The following is a 22,576-nucleotide window of genomic DNA, read 5'->3' on the forward strand; positions in this document are numbered from 1 at the left end:
GCCGGCATTGCAATGCCGGAGCCGCTGGAGGATGCTGGGCGTCACCTCATGCTTTGGGCCATCGCGCCCCGGGGAGAACAATAAGAAATGCACGACAACCATTTGAGTCGCCATGCCCGCCAGGTTCTCACCGTCACCCAGGGCAAACCGCACCTGCACGGCCCCGGCGCCGATCCATCGATCGCCCGTTCGTGGCTGCGTTGCCTTGAGGACTATCACCTCGATCCTTCTGTGACCATGGCGCCGACCGTGCTTGAGCATGGCCGAGTACTGGAAAGTCGCGAACGTCTGCAACAAGTGCTGCAAATCGCCGGCACCGAGATGAGCAGCCTGCATCAGCAACTCTCCGGTACCGGCCATGCGGTGCTGCTGACTGACGCGCGCGGTGTGATCCTCAATTGCGTCACCGCGCCGGCCGAACGGAAGATTTTCGAGCGCGCCGGGCTCTGGCTCGGCGCCGACTGGAGCGAAGCCTGCGAAGGCACCAACGGCATCGGCACCTGTCTGGTCGAGCGTCAGGCGCTGACCATTCACCAGGACGAACACTTTCGCGGCCGCCACACCGGGCTGACCTGCTCGGCGAGCCCGGTGTTCGATCCGCACGGTGAATTGCTGGCGGTACTCGATGTGTCTTCGGCGCGGCCGGACGTCTCGCGGCAGAGCCAGTTCCACACCATGGCGCTGGTCAATCTGTCGGCGAAGATGATCGAGAGCTGCTACTTCCTGCGCTGTTTCGACAACCAATGGTTGCTGCGTTTTCATCTGCAAGCCGAGTCTGTAGGCCTGTTCAGCGAAGGGCTGCTGGCGTTTGACGGCGAGGGGCGGATCAGCGCAGTCAACCAGAGCGCGCTGAACCTGCTCGGGCATATTCGCGGCGGTTTGCTCGGTAAACCGGTGGAGGCGTTTTTCGATTGTTCGCTGGATGACCTGCTCGGGCGGGCTAGCGCCAACGCCAGTGCCAGTTGGCCGCTGCGCACCCGCGATGGTCGACATCTGTTCGCGGTATTGCGCGGCGAATCGCGCAAGCCGACGCCGATCATGCCAGCGCCAATCGCCGCGCCCGCACCACGCCTGTCCGGCATCTGTCTCGGCGACGAAGCCTTGCAGGTCGAATTCCGCAAAGCCCTGCGCGTGTTCGAGCGCGACGTGCCGCTCTTGATCAACGGCGAAACCGGCTCGGGCAAGGAGGCGTTCGCCAAGGCTGTGCACCAGGCCAGCCAGCGCTGCGGCAATGCCTTCGTCGCTCTCAATTGCGCGGCCATTCCGGAAAGCCTGATCGAGAGCGAACTGTTCGGCTATCGCGGCGGCAGCTTCACCGGCGCGCGCAAGGACGGCATGCGCGGCAAGCTGCAACAGGCCGATGGCGGCACCTTGTTCCTCGACGAAATCGGCGATATGCCACTGGCGTTGCAGACGCGCTTGCTGCGTGTGCTGGAAGATCGGCAAGTGGTGCCGATTGGCGGCGAGCCGCAAGCGGTAGACGTGCGCATCATCAGTGCGACGCACCGCAATTTGCTCGAACGAGTCGAGGACGGCAGTTTCCGTGAAGACCTGTATTACCGCTTGAACGGGCTGGACGTGGCGTTGCCGGCGTTGCGTGAGCGCAGTGATAAATCGCAGTTGCTGGACTTTCTCCTGGCCGAGGAGGCAGGGGACGAAACAATTCTGATCGACGAACCGGCGAGGGACGCATTGCTGGCGTTCGATTGGCCGGGCAATGTGCGGCAGTTGCGCAATGTCCTGCGCACCCTGGCGGCGTTGTGTGATGGCGGGCGGGTCGGCGTTGAGGATTTGCCGGTGATGATTCGGCAGGCGCGGCCGGCGGTGGTGGCGGCGCAGATTGTCGCGCAGCCATTGGACGACGCCGAGCGTGTCGCATTGCTCAATGCGCTTGAGCAGACGCGCTGGCATATGACCCATACCGCTGAACAGTTGGGCGTCAGCCGCAATACGCTGTACAGAAAGCTTCGCAAGCACGGCATCGCCCGCTCTGCCTGACCGACCTGATCGTTCCCACGCTCCGCGTGGTAACGCCTGCCCGGACGCTCCGCGTCCGCTTTGGGACGCAGAACGTCCCGTGCTGCATTCCCATGCAGAGCGTGGGAACGATCAGGTCGAACAGGCCCGCCCCTCAGCTAAAGAGTGCCATTTCCCCCTCCCTACGCTAACCTGCGGCCATGTTTTACGAGGTCGACTATGCACATTCATATTCTGGGTATCTGCGGGACTTTCATGGGCTCGATGGCGGTGTTGGCCAAAGAGCTGGGCCATCACGTCACGGGCTCCGACGCCAACGTCTATCCGCCGATGAGCACGCAGCTCGAGGCCCAGGGCATTCAGCTGACGCAGGGTTATGACCCGGCACAGCTCGATCCGGCGCCGGATCTGGTGGTGATCGGTAATGCCATGTCCCGTGGCAACCCGGCGGTGGAATATGTGCTGAACAAAGGCCTGCCGTATGTCTCCGGCCCGCAGTGGCTGGCCGATCACGTGCTGCAAGGGCGCTGGGTATTGGCCGTGGCCGGTACCCACGGCAAGACCACCACCAGCAGCATGCTCGCCTGGGTGCTGGAGCATGCCGGCATGAGCCCGGGTTTCCTCATCGGCGGCGTGCCGCAGAATTTCTCGGTGTCGGCGCGTCTGGGCGGTACGCCGTTCTTTGTCATTGAGGCTGACGAATACGACAGCGCCTTCTTCGACAAGCGCTCGAAGTTCGTCCACTACCGTCCACGCACCGCAATTCTGAACAACCTTGAATTCGATCACGCCGACATCTTCCCCGATCTGCCAGCGATCGAACGTCAGTTTCACCACTTGGTGCGCACCATCCCGAGCGAAGGGCTGGTCATCCACCCGACCACCGAGCCAGCGTTGCAGCGCGTGATCGAGATGGGTTGCTGGACCCCGGTGCAAACCACCGGCGCCGGCGGTCAGTGGCAGGTCAAGCTGCTCAGCGAAGACGGTTCGGCGTTCGAAGTGATGTTCGAAGGCGTGTCCCAAGGCACCGTCGAGTGGGAATTGACCGGTCAACACAACGTCGCCAACGCCCTGGCTGCTCTGGCCGCCGCGCGTCATGTTGGCGTGGTGCCGTCGATGGGCATCGCCGGGTTGAGCGCGTTCAAGAACGTCAAACGACGCATGGAGAAAGTCGCCGAGGTGCGCGGCATCACCATTTATGACGACTTCGCCCATCACCCGACCGCCATCGCTACCACCCTCGACGGCCTGCGCAAACGCATCGGCGACGCGCCATTGATTGCGATCATCGAGCCGCGCTCCAATTCGATGAAGCTCGGCGCCCACCGTGACGGTCTGCCGGACAGCGTGGTCGATGCCGATCAGGTGATCTGGTATGCCCCGGCCAACCTCGGTTGGGACCTCGGCGCCACCGCAGCGTTATGCACCGTGCCGTCCATCGTCAGCGATTCTCTGGAAGGCATCATCGAACGCGTGAAGAGCCAGGCGCAGCCCGGCACTCACGTGGTGATCATGAGCAACGGCGGCTTCGGCGGCCTGCACGGCAAGCTTGCCGAGGCACTGCAATGAACAGTTTTTCCCAGGCCGGCGGCCCGGAACGCATTACCCTGGCGATGACCGGTGCTTCGGGCGCGCAGTACGGCTTGCGCCTGCTCGATTGCCTGGTGCGCGAGGATCGCGAAGTGCACTTCCTGATCTCCAAGGCCGCGCAACTGGTAATGGCCACCGAGACCGACGTGTCCCTGCCGAACAAACCGCAGATGATGCAGGCCTTTCTGACCGAATACACCGGCGCGGCTGCCGGGCAGATTCGCGTGTACGGCAAGGAAGACTGGATGTCGCCGGTAGCCTCCGGCTCCGGCGCGCCGGCAGCCATGGTGGTGGTGCCGTGTTCGACCGGCACGCTGTCGGCGATTGCCACCGGCGCCTGCAACAACCTGATCGAGCGCGCGGCGGACGTTACGCTGAAAGAGCGCCGCCAGTTGATTCTGGTGCCGCGCGAGGCGCCGTACTCGAGCATTCATCTGGAGCACATGCTCAAGCTGTCGAATCTGGGCGTGACGATTCTGCCGGCCTCGCCGGGCTTCTATCACCAGCCGCAGACCATCGATGACCTGATCGACTTCGTTGTGGCGCGGATCCTCAATCTGCTCGGCATCCCGCAGGACATGCTGCCGCGTTGGGGCGAGCATCACCTGAGCAGCGATGAATAAGCTGCTGGTGCTTGTGCTGGCGCTGCAATTGGCTGGATGCGCTACCGTGCGCACGCTGGATGCAGCCAAACCCGGCGCACCGGTGGTGTATGCCGGTACGCGCCTGGATTTGTATGCGTTGAACGGCGGCTGCTGTGCGATGGACCGGTTCGGTGCCGAAGCGCCGAGCTATCCGGGCGTGGACCTGCCGGCCAGTGCGCTGCTCGATACGCTGTTGTTGCCGTTGTCGTTGCTCACCGTGATTGGCGTGGGCTTTCAGGCGACTGGTGGATTGTAGGGGGTCGCACAACCTCTGTGGCGAGGGGATTTATCCCCGCTGGGGTGCGAAGCGCCCCCCCCAAAAAATTGTAAAAGCGACGACTGCTGCGCAGCCGAACGGGGATAAATCCCCTCACCACAAAGTCCCGGAGTTATTTGCCTAACTTGCGCAGCTCATCCGATTCGATCACCCGCACCCCATCCTGTTCTTCCAGCGCCAGGCGCCACATCGCTCGCGCCAACTGGCACGCTTCGATGCCGTGGTATTTGCCCGGAATCAGCTTCGACAACGGCCCGGCCAGTTGCTCGACCAGACGCGGTTCGGTGCGTTCGCCAAGCAGCAGCGAAGGTCGGCAAATGGTCAGTTGCGGCCAGTTCTGCGCGCGCAGGGCCTGTTCCATCTCGCCTTTGACCCGGTTGTAGAACACCGAGGAATCCGGATCGGCGCCAATCGCACTGATCACGATCAGATGCCGCGCGCCCATCTCCCGGGCGCGCTTGGCAAACGCCACGACCATGTCCAGATCCACCGCGCGAAAGGCTTCTTCGGAGCCGGCCTGTTTGATCGTCGTGCCGAGGCAGCAGTAGGCGATATCGACCCGGCCACTGAGCTGCGGCAGAAACGCCTGCGGGTCGCCGACCGGGTTTTCCAGATGCGGATGCTCGGCCAGCGGCCGGCGTGAAGGGGCGAGGACACGGGTAATGGTTGGCTCGTTGAGCAAACGGTCGAGCAGATGTTCACCGGTCAGTCCGGTGGCTCCGGCAAGCAATACGTGCTGAGGCGTCAAGTACATAGTGTCTCTCCCTTGATACTGTTCAGCTTAGTTGCCTTTTTTCGCCGCGTCGTTCAATGCGCTGCTTTGCAAAGCTTTGCGCGCCTGCTGTTTTCGCAGCAGCTGCCAGTGCGACAGCACGGTTTTCGGCGCCCAGATCTGCGGCTCCGAGGCTTCGAAGCCGTCGGCCAGTTCGCGTTCGGCAACAGTGGCCTTGGCCAGTTTGAATGCCTGTTCCAGATCATCGGTCTGGTTCAGCGCCTGGGCGAACAGCGCGTCGCCAAAATAAGTGAAGTTGGCTTCTTCCGAGCAACCGAACGACACCCGATCGGCGCGCGAGGCGGTCATGATCAGCGTGCGTTCGTCTTTCAGCGCCGGGATGAACCCACCGGAATAGCACGAGGAAATCACGATGACCTTGTCGCGATGCTTCAGCGGCGCGAGCACCGCGGCGAGTTCATCGGCGGGCAGGTCAGCCAGTTCCATGCGCGGCTGATCGAGCACCAGTTCGTGCTCGGCGGTGCCGTGGCTGGTCAGATAAATGAACAGCAGATCTTCCGGCCCGCTGCGTTCGGCAAGGGCTTGCGCGGCGCGGCGCAGGTTTTCCCGGGTGGCCATCGGCCGGTCACCGAGATGATCGCGATGATTGACCAGACGAATCTGGCCGAAGGCGCCGAAGCGCGTGTTGAGCATGTTGGCGACGTAGTCTGATTCACGCAGGAACACGCTTTGCTTGCCGTCGCCGCCGAGTGTCAGGGTGTACAACTCGACTGCCGGAGTTGAAGCGGGGATCGCCGCCAGTGCGTCGTCCAGCAACCGGCCCTGGGCGAGCAAACCGAGTTCGAGGGTGTCGGGGAGCAATTTGCCGTCGGCGTCGCGCACGCGTTGGCCGTTGATCCAGGTGCCACTGAGCACGCTGCCATCGGTAAGCACCAGAGTGCCGCGTCCTGAATAGCTGTCGTTGTCGAAGCCGCCGATGTAGAAGCTGCCATCGGCCAGGTTCAAACGGCCCTGGCCGGTGAAGCGCCAGTCATTGAACACACCGATGTAATGGCTGCCATCCGCGCCGATCAATTCGCCCTTGCCGGTCAGCGCGCCCTCCTTGAACTGGCCGAGCCAGACGTCGCCGTCGGCGTTCTCGTAGCGGCCCTTGCCGTGCAGTTGATTGTTCTTGAAACCGCCGACGTAGATATCGCCGTCGGCGCTGTTGTAGGTGCCGTTGCCTTCCAGTTGGCCGTTGACGAAATGCCCGCTGAACGAATTGCCGCTGGCATCGCCGCGCTGGCCTTCGCCGTTGGGTTTGCCGTGGGCGAACTGGCCTTGATAGGAGCTGCCGTCGTCCATTTCCAGACGGCCGAGGCCGGAATACTGGTCAGCCTTGAACTCGCCGCGATAGGTCATGCCGTTTTCTTTCAGCGTGCCTTCGCCATCGCGCCGGCCCTGCTTGAAGCCACCGGTGTAACTGCTGGCATTGGTGCTCAGGCTGCCCTGACCATCGAACAGCCCTTGCTGGAACTGGCCGCGATAGACCTCACCGTTGCTGCCATGCCATTCGCCTTGCCCGTGCCACTGACCCTTGTCGAACTCCCCGGCGTACCAGCTGCCGTTGGGGTAGTCGACGCGGCCCTGACCTTGCAGCAAGCCGTCGACCAGTTCACCGCGATAGCGACCGCCATCGGGCAGGCGCGCATCCGGCGGCAACAGCGATTCGCCGTCGCCGCAAGCGGTGAGCATCAGGGTCAGGGCAAGGGGTGCAAGTCGAGCGATTGAGCGCATAGCGGGATCCGGGCAATTAGGCGACCGAGTATGCCGCAGCTATGCGTCGCATATATACAGACGTGACGCGAAACAGCGTGCGCTGCTTCGCATCCGGGATGATCAGACGAAGCAGAGTGACAGCGGCTCGGCGATGTAGGCCGGTTTGTCCGAGCCTTCTATCTCCAGTGTCGCGGTAGCCTTGAGCAACCACTGGCCGGGTTTTTTCTCGGTGACTTCGACCATGTCGACCTTCAGTCGGACTTTCGAGTTGACCTTGACCGGCTGGATGAAACGCACGCTGTCCAGGCCATAGTTGACGACCATCTTCACGCCTTCGGGCAGCACGAGGATGTCTTCCATCAGTTTCGGCATCAGCGACAGCGACAGGAAACCATGGGCAATCGTGCTGCCAAACGGCGTTTGCGCAGCCTTGACCGGATCGACGTGAATGAACTGAAAATCACCGGTGGCTTCGGCGAACAGGTTGATGCGCTCCTGATCGATGGTGAGCCATTCGGAACGTCCAAGTTCCTTGCCGACATAATCTTTGAGCTCTGCAACGGGAACATAGGGCATTGAGACTCTCCTTGGGTTCATCGGTTTTATAGTTTTTCAGGGGGCGGATTTGACCGGCCTGCGAACCACTGTAGATCATCATGGCGATTTGCTCAGGTCAACCGACCATGTTGTTGGCGAATGCCGGTCCATAGCGCTGGCATGCTTATAATGCCGAGCCCCTGCTGGCTGAAAATGTAAGACGGAGATGTCGGATGTTGTTACGTGGCCTGACCCTGCTGGTGCTGTTCCAATTGCTCGGCACCGCGCTCAATCATTTGCTGTTGCCGATATTGCCGGGGCCGATCATCGGGCTGCTGCTGTTGCTGGTGTTCCTGATCACTCGTGGTGAAGTCGGCGAGCCGCTGAATCAGGCGGCGGGCAGCCTGCTGCGTTATCTGCCGTTGCTGCTGGTGCCGCCGGCGGTGGGCGTGATGGTGTATGCCACGGCGATTGCTGCGGATTTCTGGGCGATTGTCGGCGCGCTGGTGGTCTCGCTGATCCTGTCGATGGCGTTTGCCGGCGTGCTCATGCAGCGGCTGGTCAAACGTCACGCGCCGCCGGCGGAGGAGTCCTGATGCTGTTTGACTGGCAAGGCGCGTGGGCGTCGGTGATTCATCATCCGCTGTTCGGCATTGGCATCACCCTCGGCGCCTATCAACTGGTGCTGGCGGCGTTCGAGAAAACCCGCTGGATCTTTCTGCAACCGGTGCTGGTCTCCATGTTGTTGGTGATCGGGGTGCTGGTCGGCTGCGGCCTGACTTACGCGGAGTACCGCAAGAGCACCGAGATCCTCAGCATCCTGCTGGGGCCGGCCACGGTGGCGCTGGCGGTGCCGCTGTATTTGAATCTGCGGCGCATCCGCCAATTGTTCTGGCCGATTTTTACTACGCTGGTGATAGGCGGGGTGGTCGCAACGGGCATGGGCGTGGCGCTGGGCTGGTGGTTCGGTGCCGATCACATGATCCTGATGACCATGGCGCCGAAATCGGTGACCTCGCCGATCGCCATGCTGGTCGCCGAGCAGATCGGTGGCGTGGCGGCGCTGGCCGCGGTGTTCGTGCTGATCACCGGGGTGATTGGCGCGATCTTCGGCCCGGCGCTGCTGACCCGCCTCGGCGTGCACAGCCCCGAAGCGCGCGGCATGGCGCTGGGCATGACCGCGCATGCGGTCGGCACGGCGGTGGCGATGCAGGAAAACGATGAGTGCGGCGCGTTCGCCGCGCTGGCAATGAGTCTGATGGGCGTGGCCACGGCGGTGTTCCTGCCGTTGGCGGTGTCGATGGTGGTGTAAGGATATGTCTATGAGTCTGCCGCTTTTTCCGCTGAACACGGTGCTGTTCCCCGGCTGCAACCTCGACTTGCAGATCTTCGAGGCGCGCTATCTTGACATGATCGGCCGCTGCATGAAGCAGGGCGTCGGTTTCGGTGTGGTGTGCATCCTTGAGGGCAGCGAAGTCGGTGTGGCACCAGAAGGTTTCGCAATGGTCGGCTGCGAGGCGCGGATCACCGATTTCGAGCAACAGGACAACGGCCTGCTCGGCATTCGCGTGCAAGGCGGACGGCGCTTCACTGTGCTGCGCACCGAAGTGCAGCGCGATCAACTGATTCTGGCCGACGTCGAGTGGCTGGACGATGAGCCCGAGCAACCGTTGCAGGACGAGGACGCCGACCTGGTCGCGCTGCTCAAGGCGCTGGCCGAACACCCGATGGTCGAGGCGTTGAACATGGGCACCGAAGCCGCCGGGCAACAGGCGCTGGCCAATCAGCTTGCCTATCTGTTGCCTTTTGCCGAAGAGGACAAGATCGATCTGCTGCAACTCGACGACCCACAGCAACGGCTGGATGCGATCCAGGCATTACTCGACGAGTTGCAGGGCGAACTGTTCGCCTAGTTTCACTTGGGAAACGCATGACTCAACGCGCAAACGAAGATCAGCGCAGGCCCACCCTGGCACGATGTTGAAACCGGCAGCGCACGGTCAGCTCATATTGACCGGGATGAACAGGCCTTCGCGGTCGACGCGCTCCAGCGGATCATTGAGCAGACTCCATTGATTGCTCACCGAGTTGTAAACCAGCGTGCCCGCTGTGTCGGCTTTGTAACCGATGTGGATGACGTAGACCCGTGCGGCCAGTTCGTGGCGTTGTTTGTGCTTGTCGATATCTGCCAGCAATGCCTCGACACTGGCGTAGCCACGAGCATCGATCACATACAGCTGCAACACCTCAAACAGCAGCGAGACTTCATAAATGTTGCCGGCTGACGTCACCACACAAATGGACTCCACCGGAGTGTCATCCAAGATGTCCGGCAACTCCACAGTGACGCTGGCAATGCGCAGGCGGTTGCCCTGGAACTGGATATCGGCGCGTGTGGCAGTTTCTGTCAGGGTACGGGTAAACAGATTCCATCTCGATGCATTGGCCGTTTTTGCCGCAGCGCCCGGTGTGGCCAGACGCAGGATACTGTTGCTGGCGAGATAAACGTCGTAAGTCGCGCTTTTGCCTTCGAGCAGATAAATCCCTGTGTGCGGCCGCGATTCGATGACCACTTTGCTGTTCTGGGTGCCCAGTGATGGTTTCTCGCTGACCAACGGACGGATGAATGGATATTTCCCGTTGCGCCGCTTCAACCAGCTCCGCGAGCTGAGCACACGGATGCCGGGATTTCTGGCGTCGTCCCGGTAATCGAGCGCGGGCACCTGCACGCGGTACGAAACGTCATCCTGCATGACCAGCACGATGTCCCGGGCCAGAAGCGGTGTCGTGACCTTCAGGCTGTTTTGGCCGCTGTAGCCCGTCGCAGCGGCAATCGTCTGGATCACGCCTTTGAAGGCCAGCACTCTGGAGGGCAGCAGGATCGACAGGCTGATGTTGTTGTAGGTCAGGTGCGTATTGCCCGAAACACCTTGGCGCAATTCCACGCCATAGCTGACCACCACGTCGACAATCTCGCTGTCCTGGTAATCCAGGTAAATGGTACGGGCGCCGGTAGCGTTGTCTGCGGCGACGAATTCGACCCTGTGCTCGGTACGTGCGACGAAGTGGCGCTGCACGCCCTGACCGTCCAGCGCCACCGTGCCACTGTTGACGATTGCCGGGGCGGGTGCCGGTCGTCCGCTGACGGTGACGGCAACCTCGATGTCCTGGCTCAAGGCTTCACCTGGTCGAGTGGGCAACTGCGCGCGCAGTTCATAGCCGTCGAGGGTGCGGAACGCCCACCGAGCGTTATTCAATTGACGCTGACCGTTGACCGTTCGATAGACGTTTTCGAGGGTCAGCACATGGTCAGGGTCGCTGCCGTCCCTGCCGCGCAAGGAGTTGACCACCAGTGACGTGCCGATGATTTGCCAGCGTTGAATGACCGCCATCGCCCAGCCGAATTCGATCAGGCTCGAATGTTCGCCACGTTCGATGATCGTTGTCCGTGCATTGGTGTCGGCAATGTAATAGCGGTCTTCGCCGCCGCCGCCCTCCACCGTGCACTCGGTACCGAAAATTGCGATCGTGTCGTTGCCGTCGCCGGCGCTGATGCGGTCGTAACCGTTGGCGGAAATCTGGTTGGGCTGGTCATTGCCCGTGATAGTGCTCGTGCCTTTGCGCAAGGTCGCAACGTTTTCAATGGAGGTCAGATGGGCGACTTCGAGAGTGTCGTTCGCAGAGTCGGGGCCGCGAAGTGAGACCTTGCCGGTCTGCAGATTGACGTCGTGACCGACGTAACGCGTGTCGGTAATCGGACGGACGCCTTCGAACGCAACCAGATCGTTGCCCGAGCCGCCATCCAGCACATTGATGTGCGGCGGTCTGGTCGATCGATCCAGTTCCTGATCAGAGACTTCCTGGTAGAACGCATCATTTGTGTCGCCGCCGGTCAGTGCCTTGTGACCTTCGCGGTAGGTGAAGAGGTTGGGTCGCGCCTTGACGCCCACCACGCGGTCGTTGCCATCACCCAAGCGCCAGAACACGCCTTTGCCTTCGCCTGCACTGCCGTTGACTACGCCCTTGAGGTTGTCGGGTAATCCCTGGCTTGCGTCGATGACATCGTCGCCGCCGACGATCACCGCCTGGCTGTCGAGTCTGAACGGCAACTGCCCGGCGCTTGCGTCCCACTGGTAACGCCACAGTTCGACAGGGCGCAATTCGGCGCGAAACGCGCCATTGACCACTTGGGCGATGGAGTCCTTGTAAGCGCCGGCAAGCATGTCTTTGGCGGACATTTCGAGCTGTTTCTCGTAGTCACTGGAAAGCCTGGACAGCTTGAAGCGATCCATCACCTCGGTGTCCAGTTCCTTGCTGGTGAAGGCGAACCATCCCGAGCGCAGACGCTCGAGTGTCGTCAGTTCGATGTAGTCGTCGATATCGTCGACGACCCTGGCGGCCTGATAAATCATCGACCCGCCGATGAGCAGCGCAGCGGCCGCGAGGCCGAGCGGGCCGGCAACGCTGCCGAAACCGGCCAGCGCGGCGACGCCCAGCACCAGGCTGATACCCGCGCCCGCGACACTCAGGGCACCGCTGAAATAATGATCCTGAGCCTCTTTGCCTGATGTCGCGGCGGCGGCGTTGAAGGATTTGATCGCGTCGACGATGTCGAACGGCAAGGTAATCGCGCTGGCGAACAGTCCCGCACCACGGCTCATGTATTTGCCGATCGAGGTCAGCGCAAAACCCTTCAGTACATTGCTGCCCTGAGTCAGCATCGCCTGGCCCGTTCTCGTCAGACCCTGCTCGATGATCAGCGAACCGAGTTCAGCAGCGATCGATCCGCCGTAAAACAGTATTTCCAGCGGCTCGCCTTTTTTGATTGCATCGGTCAGCGCCATGTAGCTGCTGTAGATGCCGAAGGCTTGCATGCCTACGCCTGCGCCGCTCATCAGATAGCTTTTGCTCTTGTTGATCCAGCCCGGCGTGTTTTCAAACGCGTCCGCACGGTGGATCTCCAGCTTTTGCGCAGCCTTGCCCAGCTTGTTGAGGCGATCCATGGCGCTGCCCGAAACCAGCGGCGTATCACTGACGAACAATGGGCCGGCATCGACCGAGCGCTTGCAGGCAATCTCATAGAACAGCAGTGCCGCCATGTCATTGTCGGGAAAGTCCACGGCTTGCAAGCGGGACTGCACCTTCGCGGACTCGAAATGGAGTCCGTCCAGAAAAGCCTGATCCACGCGCTTCATGTTGGCATTCGCCGGACTGACAGGTTGACCGTCTACGGTCGCCCCCAGCGCTTGCAACTCGACCCGACTGATCACGACCTCGCCGATACGCAGTGGGCCCAGGTGTTTGTCGATTGCCTTCAAAGTCTGGCGAAGGGATGGGGCGCTGTCAGGCACCTCGCCTGGCACCTCCGCTCGATCGGGCATGGGTGTGGACGGCGTATGGGGATTGGCCGAGGCGTCTATGGGGGTAACTTGAAGCGCGCGCACGTGGGCGACATGAGCCGCGGGGACGATGAGTTTCGACACGTATTAATCCTTTAATGGTGTGCATGAGGAGCCGGTTTCTCTGGCGGCTTTACTTGAGCATTTGAAGTTCGGGCCAGGCGATGTCATGGGCAAACTCTTCCTTGTTGCCTGAGAGCCTGAGTATCGGCAGGCCCGCCGTCTCCACCTGGTCGATCAACTGGTCGTATTCGAACCGGTTAAAGTGCCCGGCATGGGTGGCCGCTTCGATGCGATCAGCGTTTGCGCCAGCCTGCTCTTTGATGTCTTCGACCCTGGCGCCCTTGGTCAGGTCTGTGTTCAGTAACCAGACACGCTCGGCTGAAACTCCGCTGCGCGTGACCGAGATCAGCCCTTCGAAATCGTCGGAGGGGAACCAGGTCGGCGGGGTGTCACGCGCAGCGGAATTGAACATCATGTTTTCTTCGTGGGGGACGACCTCCAGACCGCGCGTGTCGAGCGCGTAGAGAAACATTTCCGTCTGCCGTGTGCGCGTGGACCGGTAGCCGCGCTCGTGATCCCATGCCACAGGGCTGTCAGCATCCGACCAGTCTGACGAGGAGTCACTCGGTGTATCACTGGCGTCGCTTGCGCCGCTTTCTGAACTGCTGTCGTCCGTGTCGCGTCCCGGGTATTTATTGGTCTGGCTGTTGAAGCGCAGGTATTCGGGATCAGGGGCGCTGGCATATTCCTGTCCTAGCTTGAGACTGAACGTCGCGCTGATCGGCTTGTGCGTGGTGGCGCCGGGTTCATGGTGATAGCGCGGCAGCATGGTGCCGTCGTTCGCCAGCTCGAACGGCGTGCGCTCGTCGCCGCGAAACAGCGCCGGAATGTCCGTGCGGTACAGGCAGTTGTTCTTGTTGCGCAGATAACCGAGCTGTTTCAACAGAGCCTCACGAACCTCAGGTGTGAGGCTGCTTTCCGGGTGATACCAGTCATGGCGGGCATTGCGCTTGAGATTGAGCTGCTCGACCGCATCGGCGAAAAATTGGTCGAGGCGTCGTGGGTTGGCGAGGTCATCGAGTTGACGCTTGTGCGCCAGCGCCCATGCCGGAATCGCCAGACGGCTGCGCAACTCCTGGTGCAAGCGCGTCAATTGATCCGGCAGCAGATTGAACGATTGCAGAAAGATTTCGCGCTCTGTCTGGCTCATGTGCGGGTGCAGCCAGCGCAACGAGTCGCGCAGCAGATCGGTGAACGGATTTTCCGTGGTTACCGGATCTGCCCAGTGAGGGGGCGTTCCGCTGGCCTGGGCTTCGGCACGAAAACGCGCGATGTCCCGGCCTTGCAAGCCATATAGCTTCCAGATTTCATGATCGGTCCATTGTTTGAGGTGGCTCGGCGTCGCCGCGAATCCACCCTCCGGAGGATCAACCGCTATGTAATTGCCATATGAATCCCGGAAGGCGAACAGCATGTTGTCTTTGCGTGAGCCAAACAGCGGATTCATTTCGTAATAGCCCTGAGCATCCGGCGAACGCCAGGATGGGCTGTAACGACTTTGATTGATGGGTATTGTCACGGGGGCGAGGCGCGGTCGCTTTGGCGCGGGTTGTTCGGTCAGGCGCCAGGTGGGGCTGTCTGCGTTTTTGTACAGGCGCGGTCCGGAGGGAACGCGCTCGGTGAGTAACTTGCTGCGCAACGCGCCGGTTTCATCCTCACCCACATGCGTGGTTTGCAGAGCTCCCTGATATTCGACGTCTGCGAACTTTCTGCCAACGATCCAGCGAAATCCATCATTGTCGGCAGGCTGCATTCCACGCACAAAGGTCTCTGATAACCAGTAATCGTTTATTGAAGTGGAATGCTCCGAGCGATAGGCGCTGTGTGCCGGTAACTGAAAGATTTCAACCGCTGGCAACCGCGGATTCGCATCGGCAAGGGCGCTGTCGAAGTTGGTACTGTGCTGCGCAAGATCGGGGATGCCGGCTCTTGGCGATATTTCAATGCTGCTGACATCAAACATGGGTCGATGGGGCGTTGGCACGTTTGCATCAGTTTGATGCGTGGTTGTGACTGACGTCTTGCGGGGTATTTTTGGACTCATGAAAGACTCGATAAGAAATGGATTGTTGTATGACTCGGCAGAACTTCAATGCAGGGTTTGAATAAATATGGATGGCCAGCAAATGTCCGAGTCGGGCCCATCAATCTAACGGTTTTTCAAAAGCGCGAAACACTGAGCAGGCATGTTTCAACTTGAATATGTAACGCTAGTTTTGCGTCGGCCGGGAATGCGGAAATGTCGGTTTTATAACCAGGAAAGTTAACCGGGAGGGAGGAAGTTTGCGTAGGTTGCAAGCGCCGCTCTTGTCGGAATGTTCCGAAAGAGCGGCGTGTAAGAAATGTCGCTTGTAAATTGCCTGTTTCAGTAGGCGTAACGCAACAATGTATGTGGCAAGTGGCGCATAACGAAGAATCCGAACAGCGCGACCATGGACGGCAGGATCAGCCACCAGATCTTGAAAGGCATGGCGTTGAGCGGCGCCTGCCGCTGGTTTGACCACAGCATCGCGGCGCAGACGCAGCTGGCAAGCATTGCACCGGCCAATATGTCGGTTGGCCAGTGCGCGCCGAGATAGACCCGCGACAAAGCAATGGAGAATGCCGGGATGCAGGCAATCAGCAGCCACGTCAGGCGCATGCGTGGCGGCTGCCCGCGTCCGGCCAGGACACCCAGCGTCAGGAACAGGGCGAATGCGCCAGAAGCATGGCCGCTGGGCATGCTGTAGGTGGTCAATGGATCGCTGAGCACTTCCGGGCGTACCCTGGCGAAAAAATACTTGGTGCCGGTGTTGGCCATGGCGGTGATCAGCATGGTGGCGCCCGCGAACACTGCCTGGCGCCATTGCTTGCACAGCAACAGCAATATGACGAGCAGGGCGCTGAACAGCAGCATGTTGCGGAATTCGCCGATCAGGGTCAGCGTCACGGCGATTTCGTCCAGCGCTGGCTGGCGATGTTCCTGCACCAGAGTCATCACACCGTTGTCGAGCGCGCTGAGGTATGGATAGCCGATAAACAGCCCGATCAGGATCAACAGGCTCATGCCGCCGATCCAGATCGTCGCGCGACGATGGCGGCGCACGCTGCTGTTGACGCTCAGGCCGACCATCACCGCAATGCTGGCCGCGACAATTCCGGCTTCGAGCCAGAAACCTTCAGGCAATGGCAGGCGGAACGCCGCGCCCGTGGCCCAGCCCGGCAACAGATAAGCCAGGCTCCAGCCAGCAGCGGCCAGCAGGCTGACGGCGAAGAACCGCGGGAAGGGCATGTCGCACATCCCGGCGACCATCGGCAGCATCGGCCGCAGCGGGCCGATGAAACGCCCGACCAGCAGGCTGGCGATGCCATAGCGCTGGAAGTACGACTCGGCGCCGGCCATCCATTCCGGGTGATGGCGTAGCCCGGGGAGGCGGCGGATGTTCTGGTGGAAATGGCGGCCGAGGAAGTAGGAAATCAGGTCGCCAAGAATGCCGCCAAGAAAGCCCAGCAGCAGCGTTTCGCTCAATGACAGCGCGCCGCTGCCGGCCAGCACCGCCACGGCAAACAGCAACACCGTGCCCGGCACGATCAGCCCGGCGATCGCCAGACATTCCACGCACGCCACGATGAACACCGCTGCGGCCAGCCACTGCGGATTGGCGCCAAGCCATCCAGTGATGCTATCGAGCCATGGGCCCATACAGAAAAACTCCAGACTATTGAAGATTCCGGTAGGAGCTGCCGCAGGCTGCGATCTTTTGATCTTGTTTCTTTAAAGCAGAATCAAAAGATCGCAGCCTGCGGCAGCTCCTACAGGGGTAAGCGTTTACAGAAGGCAATAATCCCGGCCTTCGACCTGACCCCGTCGCAGCGGGTTCCGCGTGCACCATTGCGCATACGCAGCATCAACGAAGCGATACATCAAGTGTTCATCACGGCCCAGCGGAATGCCCAACCGGGTGGTTTGAATGATCTGCGCGGGTGGCGGTCCCGGGTCCTCGACCAGCAACAGTTCATGATCGAAACGCTTGGCGTCCCACATCGGCACTTTCAAACCGAGTGCCTTGCACAGCAGCGTCTGCCCGGCGCAGAGCTTCTGTGTCGGACGCGGTCGGCCCTGGGCATCGGGATTGTTCAGCAGCATCTGCGCCAGACTCGCCGGACCGCTCACTTCATCGACCCACGGATAGGCGGATTTGATTAGCACGGCATTGCCCGGTCCCTGCGCACTGAAGTTCAGCGAATCACCACCGCGTGCGTAATACATATAGATGTGGCCGCCATCCAGAAACAAAGCCTTACGCTTTTCTGTATAGCCGAGCGAGGCGTGGCTGCCTTTTTCCGCGCAGTAATAGGCTTCGGTTTCGATGATTCGCGCACTCAGCCACAGGTCGCCGACGCGATGGCGGATGACTTTGCCGAGCAGCGCCTGCGCCAGCACCTGGGCGTCGCGGTCGAAAAAACTGTCCGGCAGGCCCACGGGCAGGCGCGCGGACTCGGGGCAAAGGGGCACGTTGGTCATGATGGGCAAGGTTTATCCAGGCTCAAGAGGTCGTGATGATAACAACGCTGAGCTTAATTACGTCTGAACGACGGCCAAACGCAGCTCATTTCGACCATCCGCCCGTCACCGCTGTTAGTCCCGGGACGCGACAGCTATAATCTGCCGCTTTCCTCTTTGCCAAGACCCCAGCAGACCATGACTGAGTCCGTTCTTGACTACATGACCCGATTGGGTCGCGCCGCCCGCGCTGCCTCCAAGGTCATCGGTCGCGCCAGCACCGCGCAGAAAAACCGCGCCTTGCAGGCTGCCGCCAATGCTCTGGATGCTGCACGCGCCGAGCTGGCCGCTGCCAATGAGCTGGATCTGGCTGCCGGTCGCGCCAGCGGTCTGGAGCCGGCGCTGCTGGAACGTCTGGAACTGACCCCGGCACGCATCGACGGCATGATCGTCGGCTTGCGTCAGGTCGCTGCACTGGCGGATCCGGTTGGCGCGATCCGCGACATGAGCTTCCGTCCGTCGGGCATTCAGGTCGGCAAGATGCGTGTACCGCTGGGCGTGATCGGGATCATCTACGAATCCCGTCCGAACGTGACCATCGATGCCGCCAGCCTGTGCCTGAAGTCCGGCAACGCGACCATCCTGCGCGGTGGCTCCGAGGCAATTCATTCCAATCGCGCGATTGCCGCGTGCATCCAGCGCGGTCTGGCCGAAGCCGAACTGCCCGCCGCCGTGGTGCAAGTGGTCGAAACCACCGACCGTGCCGCCGTCGGCGCGCTGATCAGCATGCCTGAATACGTCGACGTCATCGTGCCCCGTGGCGGTCGTGGCCTGATCGAACGCATCAGCCGCGATGCCCGCGTGCCGGTGATCAAGCACCTGGACGGCATCTGCCACGTTTATGTCAGCGAACATGCCGATCTGGCCAAAGCCCAGCGCATCGCTTTCAACGCCAAGACCTACCGTTATGGCATCTGCGGCGCGATGGAAACCCTGCTTGTCGATCAGGCTGTTGCCAAGGATTTCCTGCCGTCGATGGCCACGCAGTTCCGCGACACAGGCGTCGAGCTGCGCGGTTGCGAGCGCACCCGGGCGATCATCGAAGCGGTCGCGGCCAGCGAAGACGACTGGCACACCGAGTACCTGGCGCCGATTCTGTCGATCCGCGTGGTCGACGGTCTGGAGCAGGCAATCGAACACATCAATCATTACGGCTCCCATCACACCGACTCGATCGTCAGCGAAAACCTCGCCGACACCCGCCGGTTCGTGGCGGAAGTCGACTCGGCCTCGGTGATGATCAACACGCCGACCTGCTTTGCCGATGGATTTGAATACGGATTGGGTGCCGAGATCGGCATTTCTACTGATAAGCTGCACGCCCGCGGCCCGGTCGGGCTTGAAGGGCTGACCTGCGAGAAGTACATCGTGGTCGGCGATGGCCAGTTGCGCGGCCAGGCGACGGTCTGACTTGACCGACCTCGACCTGACAGCGCCGCACACCGGCAGCGAGTCGCGCCCGCAGCGCATTGGCGTGCTGGGCGGTACGTTCGACCCGGTGCATATCGGCCATTTGCGTGGCGCACTGGAAGTCGTCGAAGCGCTGGCGCTGGACGAGTTGCGCCTGATGCCGAACGCCCGACCGCCACATCGCGGGACGCCGCAGGTGTCGGCGCAGGAGCGGCTGGCGATGGTCGAGTGCGCGGTGGCCGGATTGCCGCCGCTGGTGGTGGACGCCCGCGAATTGCAGCGGGACAAACCGTCCTGGACCATCGATACCCTGGAGTCGCTGCGCGCAGAAATGCCCGCCGAGACCCAGGTTTTTCTGCTTTTGGGCTGGGACGCATTTTGCGGCCTGCCCACTTGGCACCGCTGGGAAGAGTTGCTCCAGCATTGCCACATCCTGGTGCTACAGCGCCCGGACGCCGACAGCGAACCGCCGGATGCCTTGCGCAACCTGCTGGCAGCGCGTTCGGTGAGCGACCCGCTGGCCCTGAAAGGGCCGAGCGGACAGATTGCATTCGTCTGGCAGACACCGCTCGCGGTTTCCGCCACCCAGATCCGTCAACTGCTGGCCAGCGGTAAGTCGGTACGTTTCCTGGTGCCCGACGCGGTCCTGGCCTACATCGATGCGCACGGTCTGTACCGTGCGTCGAACTGAACAAGGCGTGCTTCACCGATACGGATCACCGTATCCCCAAGCCGCCGAATACATGAGCAAAACGAGTTACATATGACTGATAAAGATCTACCGAAAGTAAAGCGCAAAGGCACGTTCAAGAGCGCACCACTGCCGGAAGCCGTCAACACCAACGAGCCGCTCAAGGGCGACGAACTGGTCAAGATTGCCGTCGCTGCGCTGGAAGACGTCAAGGCCCAGGACATCCAGATCATTGATGTGCGCGACAAGCAGAGCATCACTGACTACATGATCATCGCCACCGGTACCTCCAATCGCCAGATCAACGCGATGCTGGACAAGGTCCGTGAGGAAGTGAAAAAGCAGGGCGCCAAGCCGCTGGGCGAAGAAGGCAAGGGCGACAGCGACTGGGTTCTGCTCGACCTCGATCTGGTGATCGTGCACATGATGACTGCCTCGGCGCGTCAGTTCTACGACCTGGAGCGCCTGTGGGCCGGTGCCGAGCAAAGCCGTGCGGCCGATGCCAAGCACCACAGCCCGGAAAACACCCACGAGCATTTCACCAAGCTCAACAAAGACCAGTTCTAAGGGATCGCTGTGCGACTGCGCCTGATCGCCGTCGGTTCACGCATGCCCAAGTGGGTGGAAGAAGGCTGGCATGAATATGCCAAGCGTCTTCCGTCCGAGCTGGCGCTGGAACTGGTGGAAATTCCGCTCAACACCCGTGGCAAGAATGCCGACGTGGCCCGTTTCATCCGCCAGGAAGGCGAAGCCATGCTGGCCAAGGTCGGGCACAACGAGCGGATCGTCACGCTGGAGGTTCACGGCAAGCCGTGGAGTACCGAGCAACTGGCGGTCGAACTCGATCGCTGGCGCCTGGATTCGCGCACGGTCAACTTCATGGTCGGCGGCCCGGAAGGGCTGGCACCGGAAGTCTGTGCCCGCGCTGACCAGCGCTGGTCGTTGTCGCCGCTGACCTTGCCGCACCCGCTGGTGCGGATCCTGATCGGCGAACAGTTGTACCGTGCCTGGACCGTGTTGTCCGGCCACCCTTACCACAAGTAAGCCTGCCCTCATGTCTCAGCCGATCCGCATCAAGGACCACGAAAAGGACGCCCGTCTGGTGCGCAGCCGTGTCGTGTTCGGTGCGATCGTGATTGTGGCGCTGATCTGTGTGCTGATCGCGCGTCTGTATTATCTGCAGGTGATCCAGTACGAGTACCACTCGACCCTGTCGGAAAACAACCGCGTCCATGTGCAGCCGATTCCGCCGACGCGCGGGCTGATTTTCGACCGCAACGGCGTAGTCGTGGCCGACAACCGGCCGAGCTTCAGCCTGAGCATGACCCGCGAGCGCTCCGGCGACTGGCAGCAGGTGCTCGACGTCATCGTCGAGGTCCTGGAGCTGACGCCCGAGGACCGGGTGATCTTCGAGAAACGCATGCGGCAGGGGCGCCGGCCATTCGAGCCGGTGCCGATCCTGTTCGAGCTGACCGAAGAGCAGATCGCCCGGATCGCGGTGAATCAGTTCCGCCTGCCCGGGGTGGAAGTGGTCGCGCAACTGGTCCGGCATTACCCGCAGGGCGCGCATTTTGCGCACTCGGTGGGCTATATGGGGCGGATCAACGAGAAAGAGCTGAAAAGCCTCGATCCGGTCAACTACAGCGGCACCCACCACATCGGCAAGACCGGCATCGAGCGGTTCTACGAGCCGGAATTGCACGGTCAGGTCGGTTACGAGGAAGTCGAGACCAACGCCCGTGGCCGCGTGTTGCGGGTGCTCAAGCGCACCGATCCGATTCCCGGCAAGGACATCGTCCTGAGTCTCGACATCAAGTTGCAGGAAGCCGCCGAGGCCGCGCTGGGCGGGCGACGTGGCGCGGTGGTGGCGCTCGATCCGAAAACCGGCGAAGTGCTGGCGATGGTCAGTCAGCCGAGTTTCGACCCCAACCTGTTCGTCACCGGGATCAGCTTCAAGGCCTACGCCGAGTTGCGTGATTCCATCGACCGGCCGCTGTTCAATCGCGTGCTGCGCGGTCTGTATCCGCCGGGCTCGACGATCAAACCGGCGGTAGCGATTGCCGGTCTTGACGCCGGCGTGGTCACGGCTTCCAGCCGAGTGTTCGACCCGGGCTATTACATGCTGCCCAACTACGACCACAAGTATCGCAACTGGAACCGTACCGGTGACGGCTTCGTCGACCTCGACACGGCGATCATGCGGTCCAATGACACCTACTTCTATGACCTGGCGCACAAGCTCGGCATCGATCGGCTGTCGACCTATATGAACAAGTTCGGCATCGGCCAGAAGGTCTCGCTGGACATGTTCGAAGAGTCCCCGGGCCTGATGCCGTCGCGCGAATGGAAACGCGCGACGCGCAAACAGGCGTGGTTCCCGGGTGAGACCCTTATTCTCGGGATCGGCCAGGGCTACATGCAGTCGACGCCACTGCAACTGGCCCAGGCCACCGCGCTGGTGGCCAACAAAGGCATCTGGAATCGTCCGCACCTGGCCAAGTCCCTCGACGGGGTCAAGCCGGTGGATGAAAACCCGATGCCGAACATCGTCCTGCGCGACCCGTCCGACTGGAACAAGGTCAACCATGGCATGCAGCAGGTGATGCACGGTGCCCGTGGCACCGCGCGCAAAGCGGCGATCGGCGCGCAATACCGCATCGCCGGCAAGTCCGGTACCGCGCAGGTGGTGGCGATCAAGCAGGGCGAGAAATACGACCGCTCCAAGGTCCAGGAACGCCACCGCGACCACGCCCTGTTCGTCGGCTTCGCCCCGGCCGATGATCCGAAAATCGTCGTGTCGGTGATGGTCGAGAACGGTGAGTCCGGTTCCGGCGTTGCCGCGCCAGTGGTGCGCCAGGTCATGGACGCCTGGCTGCTCGACCAGGATGGCCACCTGAAAGCCGAGTACGCCAGCCCTATCACTGCGGAGGCCCCGGCCCGTGATGAATAATTTC

19 protein-coding genes are annotated in these 22,576 nt (G+C 61.5%); 12 read left to right on the plus strand and 7 right to left on the minus strand.

What is annotated here, in order from left to right; all coding sequences use genetic code 11:
* The first annotated feature begins 87 nt into the window (after window positions 1–87).
* From AB4N47_RS00090 to AB4N47_RS00105, 4 genes are all read left to right on the plus strand, one after another.
* Window positions 88–1,998: a sigma-54-dependent Fis family transcriptional regulator gene (locus AB4N47_RS00090; RefSeq protein ID WP_341639261.1), complete on the plus strand. Its 1,911-nt coding sequence runs from the start codon at window positions 88–90 to the stop codon at window positions 1,996–1,998.
* 198 nt (window positions 1,999–2,196) lie between these two features.
* Window positions 2,197–3,546: a UDP-N-acetylmuramate:L-alanyl-gamma-D-glutamyl-meso-diaminopimelate ligase gene (mpl, locus tag AB4N47_RS00095; RefSeq protein ID WP_016773007.1), complete on the plus strand. Its 1,350-nt coding sequence runs from the start codon at window positions 2,197–2,199 to the stop codon at window positions 3,544–3,546.
* Entirely contained in the window at window positions 3,543–4,190 is a 648-nt protein-coding gene (gene ubiX, locus AB4N47_RS00100; RefSeq protein ID WP_071173708.1) for a flavin prenyltransferase UbiX, read from the plus strand. Before mpl ends, ubiX begins: the two co-directional genes overlap by 4 nt.
* Window positions 4,183–4,467, plus strand: a complete 285-nt coding sequence (locus tag AB4N47_RS00105) for a YceK/YidQ family lipoprotein (RefSeq protein WP_024014461.1) — start codon at window positions 4,183–4,185, stop codon at window positions 4,465–4,467. Before ubiX ends, AB4N47_RS00105 begins: the two co-directional genes overlap by 8 nt.
* Before the next feature lie 133 nt (window positions 4,468–4,600).
* Here AB4N47_RS00105 and AB4N47_RS00110 read toward each other — a convergent pair whose 3' ends face one another.
* The 3 genes from AB4N47_RS00110 to AB4N47_RS00120 form a co-directional block, all read right to left on the minus strand.
* The gene (locus tag AB4N47_RS00110; RefSeq protein WP_341639260.1) at window positions 4,601–5,242 is read right to left on the minus strand and encodes an oxidoreductase; all 642 of its coding nucleotides are present in this window, start codon (window positions 5,240–5,242) and stop codon (window positions 4,601–4,603) included.
* A 27-nt stretch (window positions 5,243–5,269) separates the two neighbouring features.
* A complete protein-coding gene (locus AB4N47_RS00115) occupies window positions 5,270–6,997 on the minus strand; it encodes a C13 family peptidase (protein ID WP_071173707.1) in 1,728 nt (575 codons plus the stop codon).
* Between the two features lie 102 nt (window positions 6,998–7,099).
* Window positions 7,100–7,555 (minus strand): MaoC family dehydratase, encoded by a 456-nt coding sequence (locus tag AB4N47_RS00120; RefSeq protein ID WP_016773011.1) that lies wholly within the window; start codon window positions 7,553–7,555, stop codon window positions 7,100–7,102.
* A 194-nt stretch (window positions 7,556–7,749) separates the two neighbouring features.
* Between AB4N47_RS00120 and AB4N47_RS00125 the strand changes: the two genes are divergently transcribed.
* From AB4N47_RS00125 to AB4N47_RS00135, 3 genes are read left to right on the plus strand one after another with little or no spacing between them, the layout of a single operon-like run.
* Complete coding sequence (locus AB4N47_RS00125; RefSeq protein WP_341639259.1) at window positions 7,750–8,112, plus strand: CidA/LrgA family protein; 363 nt, start codon at window positions 7,750–7,752, stop codon at window positions 8,110–8,112.
* The gene (locus tag AB4N47_RS00130) at window positions 8,112–8,828 is read left to right on the plus strand and encodes an LrgB family protein (protein WP_016773013.1); all 717 of its coding nucleotides are present in this window, start codon (window positions 8,112–8,114) and stop codon (window positions 8,826–8,828) included. The genes AB4N47_RS00125 and AB4N47_RS00130 overlap by 1 nt, the downstream gene beginning before the upstream one ends.
* A 10-nt stretch (window positions 8,829–8,838) precedes the next feature.
* A complete protein-coding gene (locus AB4N47_RS00135) occupies window positions 8,839–9,429 on the plus strand; it encodes an LON peptidase substrate-binding domain-containing protein (RefSeq protein WP_016773014.1) in 591 nt (196 codons plus the stop codon).
* Between the two features lie 87 nt (window positions 9,430–9,516).
* On the opposite strand, the gene AB4N47_RS00140 is transcribed toward AB4N47_RS00135, so the two are convergent.
* From AB4N47_RS00140 to AB4N47_RS00155, 4 genes are all read right to left on the minus strand, one after another.
* Window positions 9,517–12,867 carry a calcium-binding protein gene (locus AB4N47_RS00140; RefSeq protein WP_460154383.1) on the minus strand — a complete coding sequence of 1,117 codons (3,351 nt, stop codon included), beginning with the start codon at window positions 12,865–12,867 and terminating at the stop codon, window positions 9,517–9,519.
* 181 nt (window positions 12,868–13,048) lie between these two features.
* Window positions 13,049–14,941 carry a hypothetical protein gene (locus AB4N47_RS00145; protein ID WP_341639257.1) on the minus strand — a complete coding sequence of 631 codons (1,893 nt, stop codon included), beginning with the start codon at window positions 14,939–14,941 and terminating at the stop codon, window positions 13,049–13,051.
* Between the two features lie 402 nt (window positions 14,942–15,343).
* The gene (locus AB4N47_RS00150; protein ID WP_336342521.1) at window positions 15,344–16,660 is read right to left on the minus strand and encodes a bifunctional DedA family/phosphatase PAP2 family protein; all 1,317 of its coding nucleotides are present in this window, start codon (window positions 16,658–16,660) and stop codon (window positions 15,344–15,346) included.
* Between the two features lie 126 nt (window positions 16,661–16,786).
* The gene (locus AB4N47_RS00155; RefSeq protein ID WP_341639296.1) at window positions 16,787–17,482 is read right to left on the minus strand and encodes a DNA-3-methyladenine glycosylase; all 696 of its coding nucleotides are present in this window, start codon (window positions 17,480–17,482) and stop codon (window positions 16,787–16,789) included.
* A 177-nt stretch (window positions 17,483–17,659) separates the two neighbouring features.
* Between AB4N47_RS00155 and AB4N47_RS00160 the strand changes: the two genes are divergently transcribed.
* The 5 genes from AB4N47_RS00160 to mrdA all read left to right on the plus strand — a co-directional run bounded on the left by AB4N47_RS00160 (window position 17,660) and on the right by mrdA (window position 22,572).
* Window positions 17,660–18,931, plus strand: a complete 1,272-nt coding sequence (locus tag AB4N47_RS00160) for a glutamate-5-semialdehyde dehydrogenase (RefSeq protein WP_341639256.1) — start codon at window positions 17,660–17,662, stop codon at window positions 18,929–18,931.
* Entirely contained in the window at window positions 18,900–19,622 is a 723-nt protein-coding gene (gene nadD / locus AB4N47_RS00165) for a nicotinate-nucleotide adenylyltransferase (RefSeq protein WP_122506627.1), read from the plus strand. Before AB4N47_RS00160 ends, nadD begins: the two co-directional genes overlap by 32 nt.
* Before the next feature lie 72 nt (window positions 19,623–19,694).
* Entirely contained in the window at window positions 19,695–20,189 is a 495-nt protein-coding gene (rsfS, locus tag AB4N47_RS00170) for a ribosome silencing factor (protein WP_016773024.1), read from the plus strand.
* Between the two features lie 9 nt (window positions 20,190–20,198).
* Window positions 20,199–20,666 carry a 23S rRNA (pseudouridine(1915)-N(3))-methyltransferase RlmH gene (gene rlmH / locus AB4N47_RS00175; RefSeq protein ID WP_011063671.1) on the plus strand — a complete coding sequence of 156 codons (468 nt, stop codon included), beginning with the start codon at window positions 20,199–20,201 and terminating at the stop codon, window positions 20,664–20,666.
* 10 nt (window positions 20,667–20,676) lie between these two features.
* Window positions 20,677–22,572 carry a penicillin-binding protein 2 gene (gene mrdA, locus AB4N47_RS00180; RefSeq protein ID WP_071173699.1) on the plus strand — a complete coding sequence of 632 codons (1,896 nt, stop codon included), beginning with the start codon at window positions 20,677–20,679 and terminating at the stop codon, window positions 22,570–22,572.
* The last annotated feature ends 4 nt before the right edge of the window (window positions 22,573–22,576 follow it).

The sequence above is a fragment of the Pseudomonas sp. S3_G06 genome, assembly GCF_054667565.1.